This is a genomic window from Enterococcus sp. DIV0691 (assembly GCF_051711145.1).
Taxonomy (GTDB): Bacteria; Bacillota; Bacilli; order Lactobacillales; family Enterococcaceae; genus Enterococcus_B; species Enterococcus_B hirae.
Window position 1 is genome coordinate 2,853,563 of record NZ_JBIOLY010000001.1, and the last position, 11,438, is coordinate 2,865,000.

Here is an 11,438-nt window from a genome sequence, read left to right on the forward strand (position 1 = left end):
CCTTCTTGGATCATTCTACTAGATCTATACTAATTGCGTAATAGCGCAATTTGATTAAAGCTGATGTGCAATTGCACTATGACCGTTGTTTATTTGGAAACCACTTGTTAGACTATTTTTAGTATTTATACTGGTTCTTACTGCTCCCGTAGTGACATCTTTCATACTCTTTTTGTCATCTACTTGTTTAATTGGTACTGGTACTCTCTCAGGATTTTGTTGTTGCGCTACTACCCAAATTGGTTGTAATTTTGGAACTTGTTTATCAATTGGTTGTAATTCTGGAACTTGTTCATCTTTAAGTAATGGGACCTTATCTGTTTCTTGGCTTAGGTCTTGTTTTTCTTTGGCCAATGCCTTTCTTGCTTGCCGTTCATCCCATTTGTTCTTAAGAACTTTATATCCTTCTCGAAGTTTAACCCCAGTCCATTTTGCTCCGTTCCAAAGCTTAGCTCCAGTCCACTTCGCTACTTCCCAAATAACCTTTGAGATTTCCCAAGTCCATTTTAATAATTTCACAGTCAAAAATCCCAAGCCCCCAAATAGACAACATAAAAGAAACAACATACTACGATCTTCAGAATCCATCACTTTTTCCTCCTTTAAATTTTTTTATTTTTTTGTTTATTTTAATCATACCTGACTTTCTTGCTAGCTCTATCCTATTTTTTCCAAAAAATAAAAAAAGATGGCACTCGTAAAAGTTGTCCTTAGGAAGAATATAAACACGCCTCAAAATTCGACCAAAAAATTGGCGTTGGCACTTTTGAAATTTTTAAAATATTCGCATTGATTCGTTCAAAATTCAGGGAGAGATCTGTTAGTATCAAGTCATATTGATTCAACACCTGGTAATCAATTGAAAAGACATCTTGTTCATAAATATCAATCTGCTTAAAAAAAGGATACTTGTTTAAAATAATATTTTTATAAAGTAAAGCGACACCAATTTCCTGTGTACTTAAAACCAAAATTGACTTTTCTTTCACTTGTGGTTCGATCATATGTACTAATTGATTGGAAGAAATAAGTAATTCCAAAAATAAGTCTTTATGTAATAATTCACTTTTTTCAATAAAGCTCAGTTCTGCAACTTCTAGCGAATGATGATACGCTTGCCAAATCTTAGGATTGTTTTGCATCACTTTTTGATAAAATATATCCGCATAACTGACTTTAAAGATCATTAATTCTTTATAAAAATTGATAAAGTCAGATAAGTAGTCGATTGTCCTTTTACTGATCGATCCTTCAATATTAAGTAAATAATAAAAATGAGTAAGAAAAGTTTCAATTTTCTTAGGCATGATTGTCTGGCGATTAGTATCTGTTGTAAAGAGCAAACCGAAATAGGAACTTAAGACATTTGCTACATTATTTCTAGTTACATTAAACTTATATTTTTGACTCATCAACGTTGTAAAGACCGTATCTTTTTGAATTACTGTTAAAAGTTCAGTGACAACCATTTCTTTATTCTCCAACTCATCTTCCGGTACAAAGTGTTTGTGACCTATACGAATGATCGAAAGAAAAATGTAATACACCGAATAAATAATTTTAGGAGCACTAGCCGTTTTATTTTGTGCTTTGAGACACCTACGTATTAATTGATAGATAGAATCAAAATAAGCAAACTCTTGTATTCGATACATCTCTTTAAACATACATGCAAATAAACGTCTAATTTCCGTTTCATTGCCAACTACCATTAATTTTGCTTGTAAATCGATCTGAATATTTATGGTCTCTGTATAAAAATAATTGTTTATTTTTGACACAATCCTGCGAATACTTGTTTTACTCAAAAATAAAGATTGAGAAATTTCAGTTAGTGTTGGTTCGTATATGACTATGTATTTTAGTATTTTGACATTAATTGAATTATTCAGTATTTTTACAAAAATATCATCTAAATTGACATTGTTAGGTATCGTCAAACTCACTTCTTTGTGATTATTTACCTCAATATGAACAGGAAAATAGGAATCATTGAAGTGTTCAATATCAGCAATTAGTGTTTTATCGGTAATTGTCAGCTTCCTTGCTAGTTTGTTAAGATTGGAAGACCTAGTATTTAACAAATAAAGTAAGGTAACTTGCCTTTCTAATTGCTTTTCAAGTAACCCCATAAGTACAAAACTCCCTTCTATTAAACATCATGTAAGAGTATCGTACAGTCAATTCCTTTAATTTCCCGTATATTTTTTTCTAGTTTTAGAAATTTAAGTTCTCAAAAATATTTGAATTGTGTTAAAATATAAAATTTAAAAATCCAATCATATAGAATATATCTATTCCATTTTTTAAATAACAATAGCTAAATACAATAATAACCAATGTAACAAATAACCATTAACGATTTACTATAAAGTTAATAAAAAACAAGTATAGAAATTTATAAAAAAAACACTAACATAACAAAAATATATGATAAAATAATTTATATACCATAAGAGAAAGGTGGGAGGAAGCGATTTCTAAGATTTTGAAATCCAAAATGATGATGAAAGAACTTAATATACTGGAAAAAACTTCAGAAAGACAAGTCAAGTTAGCATTACTTCTGGGTATGTCATCAATTGAGTGCAACACGCTAACAAAGCAATTAAATGTGACAAAAAAAACATTATTAAGTGACATTGTTTTTTTTAACCACACCTATTCACCTGTTGTCGTTAAAATTGATCAGTATCAAATCATAACATTAAAAATGCCTAATGATATGAATCTGGAAGACTTAATCAAAAAAATACTAAATCATTCTACGAACGTTCAAATCTTAAAAACGATTTTTATCAATGAACCTGTTTTGTCAAAACTCGCTGAAACATTATTTTTAAGTGAAACCAGTATTCGGCGAATTATTTTTAAAATCAATGAATATTTTTCTGAAAGAAACTGGCCAATCATGATCAAAGTTGCTTCTCAGTTACAAATTACAGGTGACGAAAGTTTTATACGGCATTTTTTTTGTAGCATGTTTCGTGAAATTTATACCCCGCAGCAACTACCACATTTTGACTATATATTTGACTTGTTACAACGTTATCATAATAAAAACCATACGTTTTCTTCAGTAAGTACATATAAGTTAATTTTAAATAGTTACTATTTTTATACGTCCATTATTCGTATCGGACAACGACACATAATTGATTACCCTTTAAAAAAAGAAACCGAAAGTGAACGATTATTTTTTGACTTATTGACAAAAAGTACCGTTCTTTGTTCGATCATTGAAAAGAAATATAATTTTAGTATTACAAAGTCAAATGTCCATAACCTATTAAGTTCATATAGTCATTTATATTTTTTTAATTCAAAAAATGATGAATTAATGGAGCAAAAGAAATTACAAAATTTAGTTCATAGTTTTTATCGTTATATGGGCATAGATATTACCTTATCTCCTAATGACATACAAAGACTAAATGACTTTATCCATTTTAATGAACGATTGCAATCCTTTAAGACGACATACATAGATCTTTTATCACAAACATTTATCAAAGAATCAGAAAAACTATTATCAGCTTATGAAAAGTCAATCGAACAAGCCGGTTTGACTGAAATCAAAGAAAACCAATTGCTTTATGAAGAATTATTTTTAGAACTGATTACATTATCTCCACAATTATTATCAACACTCCTTCCTTATAAAAAACATTTATCCATAGTCATTGTTTCTTATCAGGAAGAACGGATTTTGTCTTTCTATAAACAACTGCTGTTAAAAAAATTTCCGTCGTTATATAAAATTGATATGTATCAAGAAAATATTTTCTCTGTTGATTATGTGAAAATCAATCAATATGACCTAATTTTAACTGATATCGAGCTAAATCAAACGAAGATCTCGACTAATATGTTAAAAATATCAAAAATTCCCACTTCTGCTTTTTGGAGCAACCTAAAAGAACTTCTTTATGCATAAGGGAGTTACATCATTGCTCGTTTAACATCGGTATCACAGCATAAAACTATAGTGCGACCTGAAGTTAGTCTAAAAACTAACTTTGGACTCGCACTATAGTTATACTTTCTATCGCATAGTAACAAACTCTTCTGCACCAGTTGGATGGATAGCGACCGTATCATCAAAATCTGCTTTTGTCGCGCCCATTTTAATTGCAACAGCAAAACCTTGTAACATTTCATCGACACCAATACCAATTGCATGTAAGCCAATGATTTTTTCTTCTTCTCCTACGCAAATCAATTTCATCTCACATTTTTGACGATAGTCATTCAATGCAAAATACATAGGTGTAAATCGTGAACGATAAACTTTGATCTGATCACTTCCATAGGTAGCCAATGCTTCATCTTCTGTTACACCGATCGTTGCAATTGGTGGATGGGTAAATACAACTGTTGGTACTAAGTGATAGTCTAGATAAGAATTTTCTTTCCCATTAAATAGACGTTCAGATAAACGGCGACCTGCAGCAATTGCCACTGGGGTCAAATCAATTTTACCGATCACATCTCCCACCGCAAAAATATGTGGATCTGTGGTATTTTGATATTTATCAACTTTTATAAAACCACGTTCATCTAATTTTACTTGGGTATTTTCTAATCCTAATTGATCGGTATTAGGCACTCGACCTCCTGCAAACAATACACAATCACCAGAGAGTCGTTCACCATTTTCAAATACAACTGTATACTCATTGTCGTTTTTGATGATTTCTTTAGCTATATGTCCAGCGTAAGTTTTGATCCCAGCTTCTTGATACATCTCAACTAAGTTATCAGATAGCATTTTGTCAAAAGTTCGTAATGGACGTTCTTTTCGATACGCCCACATTACCTCACTACCTAGCCCGTGTAAAACACCAGAAAGTTCTGCGGCAATATAACCTGCTCCTAAAACAATTGTCCGTTTTGGCAATTCTGTCATCTCAAAGAAGCCATTTGAATCAATTGCATATTCGCCACCAGGGATCGTCATTTTGCTAGGCTTACCACCAGTTGCAATCAGAATTTTTGTTGCTTGATAGGTTTCCCCATTTACTTCCACGGTTTGACTGTCTATAAAGGTAGCATATCCTTTAATTGCATCCACTTGATTACTATCCAAGCCACGTTGATACGCACCATGTAAAAAGTCAATATATTTCTCACGCTTTTCAACTAACTCTTTAAAATCTACTTTTTTTACATCTGCTTGGATCCCATAACTTGAAGCATCTCGTTCCATTGTTTCTAGGATCGTGCTGGCTTGCCACATTACCTTTTTGGGTACACAACCAACATTCACACAAGTCCCACCAAGTTCATTTCCTTCAATTAATAAAACTTTTGCACCGTGCATTCCGGCACGATTCGCAGAGGCGATCCCTCCAGAACCACCACCGACAACTATATAATCATACGTTTTCATGCTATGCCTCCTAATTTAAGAAGATGCTTGCTTTTCTTCTTACTTTGGATAAATTTTCAAGAAAAATATCTTCTCTACTCTTTTTATCCTTACAAAAAATAAGTTTAACACGTTTAAACAGATAATATAACTTTGATGCTTTATTTTTATTCGATTGATTAGCGTATGCTTTTATTTTCTTTTCCGAATCATATCTCCTGGTTTTACAGGTTGTGTCACTGGCATAGTTAAAATCATCATCGGATTTGGTGCCCGATCAATGGATTCATCTTCTTCATTGTACATTACCTCAACCGTTTGGCTAAAATGAGTGAATCCTGGACCATAAAATTCGATCTCATCTCCCACAGAAAATAGATTTCGTTGACGGATCGTTGCAATTTTGGTTTTTTCATCATAAGACATTACTTCACCTACAAATTTATAAACAGGGATCTTACGACGTTCCCCAAATAATTGTTCATTTTCTGTTGGTGTATTGTAATAAAATCCTGTAGCAAGTTCCCGTTGTGCCACTTTCCATAACTCATCAATCCACTCTTGCTTGCAGACATAATTCTCAGGGTCTTCCATATAACTGTCGACCGCAGCTTTATAAACATTAGAAACTGTAGAGACATAGTGGATTGATTTCATTCTTCCTTCAATCTTAAAGCTATCTACCCCATTTTCAATCAATTCCGGGATATGCTCGATCATCGACATATCTACTGCACTCATTGAAAATTCTTCTTCTATTTCGCCGTTTTCTGTCAGATGATTTCTTTCTTGGCCAAAAGGCATATCAAATAATCCATATTTCCAACGACAAGATTGTGAACAGCCCCCACGATTAGCATCACGCATTGACATGTGATTAGATAAGGTACAACGGCCAGAATAAGAAATACACATCGCACCATGGATAAAGGCTTCAATTTCCACATCCGTATTTTTACGAATCTCAGCCACTTCTTCCATAGAAACTTCACGAGCTAAAACGACACGCTCTAATCCTTCTTCTTTCCAAAATTCAAGAGTTTCAAAGTTAGTGGCAGATGCTTGTGTCGATAAATGGATCGGTAAGCCCGGTGCTTCTGTCGCACATATTTCAATCAGCGCTGGATCTGAAACAATTACGGCAGAAATTCCGACATCACGTAATTGACGGAAAAATTCTCCAGCACCTTCTTCATTTCCTTCATGTGTCACCATATTTGCAGCAACATATACTTTTGCGTTATGTGCTTTTGCAAAAGCTACGCCTTCAGCCATCTCTTCATAGGTAAAGTTACCTGCGCGACTTCTTAGACCATAAGCATTTCCGCCAATATAGACTGCATCTGCGCCATAATGAATCGCTGTCTTTAATTTTTCAAGTGTCCCAGCTGGAGCTAAGACTTCGGGTCGTTTCAATTTTCTTTTTGTTGTCATTTTTTCTCGTCATACTCCTTACTTGATGGCTTCAGGATCAATATAGAAGAAGCCAGTATCTAATTCACGATTTTGAGGATGTAATTCACTTATCTTTTTGCTTAATATTTCAGCACTTTCTTCATTCCAAGTACCTGCAAGGATTTGTTCTTTCGCTTCCACAAATGCTTTGGTAATTTTTACAAAATTTTCTCCTGGGGTAAATAAACCATCAAGTTTCCATGTACGGAACTGATGTTGATACAATAACCCTAATTCTTTTGACAGGTTGATGTCATTGCTGGCAAAAATATGGGTCCCATGAGTGTCTTCATAGATGGAATAATGTGTGTCGTCTTTCTTAGGTTCTGAAATAAACAATCCCCGATCACGATCTACTCGCTCTTCTTGTTTGGTAAAATGATAATAATTTTGCAATAAAGGACGTTTTGATTGATGAATGCAAGTAGCACCATACACTAGAATTTCTACAGGAACATTTAGTTTTTCTTCCATCGCTTTCATTTCTTCAAAAGGAACTTCTCTAGCCAAAACGGCTCCAACAGCTCCTCTTTTCGCCCAAAAATTGATTTGTCTAGCACTAGTAACTAACGTTTCTGCATCAAAAATGTAGGGAATACGCCATTCTGGATGTTTCTTCATGGTGTATATGATACCTGTATCACCTACTGTCAGTTGATCTACCCCAATTTCTTTCAGGAATTGTAGATATTCAGGTACTTTTTTCATTTTTTCAGGATGAATAATCCCATTCATCGCAATATTTACTTTTTTACCATATGTGTGCGCCAATTCAACTAATTGATGTTGTTCTTCTCTTGTAAACGACGCAGGTAATCGCAAACCAAATAGTTCCTCGCCAAAATACAAAGTATCTGTTCCTGCTTCAAGTAATTCTTTTGCTTGTTCAAAAGTTTCTACCGTAGTTATGATTTCGATCATCATTTCCTCCTCCTACAACTCCATAATAGTAGCATAGCTTAAAAAAGTTGCCAACACTTCTTACATTTATTGGTGGATTTTTGAATTTAAATTCACAAGAAAAAAAGTAAAAAAAATAAAAAAGTGAGAGCCTTTTGCCCATAACCTTCAATCGTTATGTGGAACAAAATTCTCTCACTTCTTTTTTAACTCCTATGATTCAACTACATACTTTTTTGGAAGACGTACATTCAAAGTGATTTTTCCTTTGGAGGCTCCCACTGTCACTTGATCGCCTAAATGGATTTCTCCACCTAATAATGCTTCACTTAAGCGATCTTCTATTTCTTTTTGCAACGCTCTTCGTATTGGACGAGCGCCATATTCAGGATCAAAACCAGCTTTTCCGATCACATCTATTGCTGCCGGAGTAATCTTCACTTGGATATCCTGTTCTTTCAAACGTTTGACGATTGCTCGACTCATAATTTGAACAATGGAGTGGATTTCATCCTTGCTTAATGAATGGAAGACAACTGTTTCATCTATCCGGTTCAAGAACTCTGGACGGAATGTTTTCTTTAATTCTTCTAAAATACGCTTTTGCATGGCTTTATGATCTTTGGTAATGTCTTGGACATTGAAGCCAACGTTTTTTTCTTCTCGAATTTGGGTTGCACCAATATTGGAAGTCATAATCATGATCGTATTTCTAAAATCAACTTTCCGACCTTTAGAGTCTGTTAAATGGCCATCGTCTAGTACTTGTAATAACAGATTAAATACATCTGGATGGGCTTTTTCTACTTCATCTAATAAGATGACAGAGTAGGGCTTTTGTCGAATTTTTTCTGTTAATTGTCCACCTTCATCATACCCAACATAGCCCGGAGGTGACCCAATCAACCGACTCGTGCTGTATTTTTCCATAAATTCAGACATATCAACCCGAATCAAGGAATTCTCGTCCCCAAACATCACTTCCGATAAAGCTTTGGCAAGTTCCGTTTTACCAACTCCTGTAGGTCCTAAGAACATAAAGGAGCCAATTGGTCGATTTGGATCTTTTAACCCACTACGAGCCCGACGAATTGCTCTTGATACTGCTTTGACTGCTTCATCTTGTCCAACAACACGTTCATGTAAAAGTGCTTCTAATTCCAATAAACGCTGACTTTCTTTCTTTTCCAGTTGTTGTAATGGAACACCTGTCCATTCAGAAACGACTGTGGCTACATCTTCTTCAGTCACACGATCAGCATAACCATTTTCCTGCTTTTCTTCTAGTATCAATAGTTTTACTAATTTTTTGTGTAATGCTTTTTCTTGTCTTCGCAATTGTGCTGCTATTTCAAAGTCTTGTTTTTGGATTGCTCGTTCTTTTTCTTTGACTAATTGTTCGATTTCCAACTTAATTACTGTAGATTCCGAAAGATCATCTGTTTGATCTAAGCGTACCTTAGCAGCTGACTCATCAATCAAATCGATTGCTTTGTCAGGTAATTGACGAGAAGTGATATAGCGTACAGAAAGATGAACCGCAGCTCTTATCGCATCATCAGTGATTTCTACACCATGATGCTCTTCATATCTTGAACGAAGACCACGTAAAATCTCTTCTGCTTCTTCAGGTGTCGGTTCATCTACTTGAATTCGAGCAAAGCGTCGTTCAAGGGCAGAATCTTTTTCAATATACTTTTGATATTCATCTAACGTTGTAGCACCAATTGTCTGTAATTCTCCACGAGCTAAAGCAGGTTTCAAAATATTAGATGCATCAATTGCCCCTTCTGCACCACCGGCACCGATCAAGGTATGCAACTCATCAATAAATAAAATGACTTGACCGTCGTTATAGATTTCGTCAATCACCTTTTTCATACGGTCTTCAAATTCTCCACGGTATTTTGTTCCCGCTACTAAAGACCCCATGTCTAACATCATCAAGCGTTTTTCTTGCATCTCTTCAGGAACTTCACCCATCACGATTTTTTGGGCTAAACCTTCAGCAATCGCTGTCTTACCAACACCAGGTTCCCCTACTAATACAGGATTGTTTTTAGTTCGGCGACTAAGTATTTGAATCAAGCGTTTTACTTCTCTTGAACGCCCAACAACTGGGTCAAGTTTTCCGTCTCTCGCTAACTTCGTCAAATCTCTTGCTAAAGAATCTAACGTTGGAGTACCTTTTACCATTTGACGCTTTTCTTGTGGGTTTTTACGACGGATACTATTATTACGACTATCATTTTTTATGCCCATTTTTTGTTTCAAAGATTGTCGGACTTTCGTTAAACTGATTCCCAAATTGATCATCATCCGAGTAGCCATGATACTTTCATCTCTTAGCATACTCAACAAGATATGTTCCGTTCCCACTTTTTGAGCACCCATTTTTCTTACTTCACTATTTGCCAATGCAAAAATTTGTTTCATGCGTGGCGAATAAGGTAAAAAGGTTCCTTGAGGATATGAAGTCATTGTACCGTAGCCAATCAAATGCTCAATCTCTTCGTAGATGTCTGTTTCAGTTAATCCAACTTCACGTAGTACTTTCCCAGCAATTCCATTCGGTTCAATAACCAATGACAACAAAATATGCTCAGAACTAACAGACTGATGCTTAAACTTTTTTGCTTCATCTTGTGCAATTTCTAATACTAATTGTGCTCTTTGCGTAAAAAGTTCTTCCATTCATCTTCACTTCCCATCTTCATAGCTTAATCGTTCAAGAAATGCTCGAAGAATTCGAGCACGAACATAATCTTCTAGCCCACCATCTACATTCAGTGTATTTTTGGCAATTGCGCTCAGCATTAAATTGCCTTCTTTTTTAGTAACAATTTGATCCTCATATAATTTTTGGATGATTGCAAAAGCATTTTTTTCACTAATCGTTTCATTGAATAGCTGATTCACTTGTTCCAACATATGCCTTTTATCAGAAATTCTTACTTTGGCAATCCGTATGTAGCCACCACCGCCACGTTTACTCTCAACCAAATAACCTCGCTGAATCGTAAAACGAGTATTAATCACATAATTAATTTGAGAAGGTACACAATTAAAGAGGTCGGCCAGTTCAATCCTGCGAATCTCAATCATTTCATTCTTTTCTAAAAACTTTTTTATATATGATTCAATTAAATCCGAGGTATTCTGATGCGCCATCTTACTCATTCCTTTGACTAATATTGACCTTAATTATAGCGAATTTAATATCAGAAAGAAAGAAGAAAGACTTTTCCCTTAGAAATCATTAAAAATATAAAAAAATACGGAATGCAGGATTCCGTATTAACGCGCCCAAGAGGAGTCGAACCCCTAACCTTTTGATCCGTAGTCAAACACTCTATCCAGTTGAGCTATGGGCGCATATTCAGTTCATTTAAATTATAAAATACATTTCTAGAAAAATCAATAAAAATAAAAAATCGGGAAGACAGGATTCGAACCTGCGACCCCTTGGTCCCAAACCAAGTGCTCTACCAAGCTGAGCTACTTCCCGAAAATATAAAAAAGACTACGCGCCCAAGAGGAGTCGAACCCCTAACCTTTTGATCCGTAGTCAAACACTCTATCCAGTTGAGCTATGGGCGCATATTTGTAATGCCGAGGACCGGAATCGAACCGGTACGGTGATCACTCACCGCAGGATTTTAAGTCCTGTGCGTCTGCCAGTTCCGCCACCCCGGCGTTGTTACTTTGGCAA

At 35.0% G+C, this 11,438-nt stretch carries 8 protein-coding genes and 4 tRNA genes; 1 reads left to right on the top strand and 11 read right to left on the bottom strand.

Annotated features, from left to right (window positions below; translation table 11 throughout):
• Positions 1-54: 54 nt before the first annotated feature.
• Positions 55-588, bottom strand: a complete 534-nt coding sequence (locus IGJ11_RS13000; protein ID WP_063627676.1) for a hypothetical protein — start codon at positions 586-588, stop codon at positions 55-57.
• Positions 589-710: 122 nt separating this feature from the next.
• The gene (locus tag IGJ11_RS13005) at positions 711-2,132 is read right to left on the bottom strand and encodes a helix-turn-helix domain-containing protein (protein WP_207433572.1); all 1,422 of its coding nucleotides are present in this window, start codon (positions 2,130-2,132) and stop codon (positions 711-713) included.
• A gap of 371 nt (positions 2,133-2,503) precedes the next feature.
• Here IGJ11_RS13005 and IGJ11_RS13010 point away from each other — a divergent pair, with 371 nt between their 5' ends.
• Positions 2,504-3,937, top strand: a complete 1,434-nt coding sequence (locus IGJ11_RS13010; protein ID WP_242697219.1) for a helix-turn-helix domain-containing protein — start codon at positions 2,504-2,506, stop codon at positions 3,935-3,937.
• 108 nt (positions 3,938-4,045) lie between these two features.
• On the opposite strand, the gene gor is transcribed toward IGJ11_RS13010, so the two are convergent.
• From gor to IGJ11_RS13055, 9 genes are all read right to left on the bottom strand, one after another.
• On the bottom strand, positions 4,046-5,392 hold the full coding sequence (gene gor, locus IGJ11_RS13015; RefSeq protein ID WP_063627678.1) for a glutathione-disulfide reductase: 1,347 nt from the start codon (positions 5,390-5,392) through the stop codon (positions 4,046-4,048).
• Positions 5,393-5,563: 171 nt separating this feature from the next.
• Entirely contained in the window at positions 5,564-6,805 is a 1,242-nt protein-coding gene (locus IGJ11_RS13020; protein ID WP_010720714.1) for a peptidase U32 family protein, read from the bottom strand.
• Positions 6,806-6,823: 18 nt separating this feature from the next.
• Positions 6,824-7,747, bottom strand: coding sequence for a peptidase U32 family protein (locus IGJ11_RS13025; protein WP_207433570.1), 924 nt, complete (start codon positions 7,745-7,747; stop codon positions 6,824-6,826).
• 192 nt (positions 7,748-7,939) lie between these two features.
• Complete coding sequence (locus IGJ11_RS13030; protein WP_010720716.1) at positions 7,940-10,420, bottom strand: ATP-dependent Clp protease ATP-binding subunit; 2,481 nt, start codon at positions 10,418-10,420, stop codon at positions 7,940-7,942.
• 6 nt (positions 10,421-10,426) lie between these two features.
• Positions 10,427-10,897, bottom strand: coding sequence for a CtsR family transcriptional regulator (locus IGJ11_RS13035; protein WP_034700167.1), 471 nt, complete (start codon positions 10,895-10,897; stop codon positions 10,427-10,429).
• Positions 10,898-11,027: 130 nt separating this feature from the next.
• Positions 11,028-11,101, bottom strand: a tRNA-Arg gene (locus IGJ11_RS13040).
• A 59-nt stretch (positions 11,102-11,160) separates the two neighbouring features.
• Positions 11,161-11,234: transfer RNA gene (locus IGJ11_RS13045), tRNA-Pro, on the bottom strand.
• Positions 11,235-11,252: 18 nt separating this feature from the next.
• Positions 11,253-11,326, bottom strand: a tRNA-Arg gene (locus tag IGJ11_RS13050).
• Positions 11,327-11,336: 10 nt separating this feature from the next.
• Positions 11,337-11,422, bottom strand: a tRNA-Leu gene (locus IGJ11_RS13055).
• Between the last annotated feature and the right edge of the window lie 16 nt (positions 11,423-11,438).

Excerpts from the sequence above, each read along its gene's own strand:
- IGJ11_RS13005 (WP_207433572.1), bottom strand. The coding sequence starts at position 2,132 with ATGGGGTTACTTGAAAAGCAATTAGAAAGGCAAGTTACCTTACTTTAT.
- IGJ11_RS13010 (WP_242697219.1), top strand. The coding sequence starts at position 2,504 with ATGATGAAAGAACTTAATATACTGGAAAAAACTTCAGAAAGACAAGTC.
- IGJ11_RS13035 (WP_034700167.1), bottom strand. The coding sequence starts at position 10,897 with ATGGCGCATCAGAATACCTCGGATTTAATTGAATCATATATAAAAAAG.
- IGJ11_RS13030 (WP_010720716.1), bottom strand. The coding sequence starts at position 10,420 with ATGGAAGAACTTTTTACGCAAAGAGCACAATTAGTATTAGAAATTGCA.
- IGJ11_RS13025 (WP_207433570.1), bottom strand. The coding sequence starts at position 7,747 with ATGATCGAAATCATAACTACGGTAGAAACTTTTGAACAAGCAAAAGAA.
- IGJ11_RS13020 (WP_010720714.1), bottom strand. The coding sequence starts at position 6,805 with ATGACAACAAAAAGAAAATTGAAACGACCCGAAGTCTTAGCTCCAGCT.
- IGJ11_RS13000 (WP_063627676.1), bottom strand. The coding sequence starts at position 588 with ATGGATTCTGAAGATCGTAGTATGTTGTTTCTTTTATGTTGTCTATTT.
- gor (WP_063627678.1), bottom strand. The coding sequence starts at position 5,392 with ATGAAAACGTATGATTATATAGTTGTCGGTGGTGGTTCTGGAGGGATC.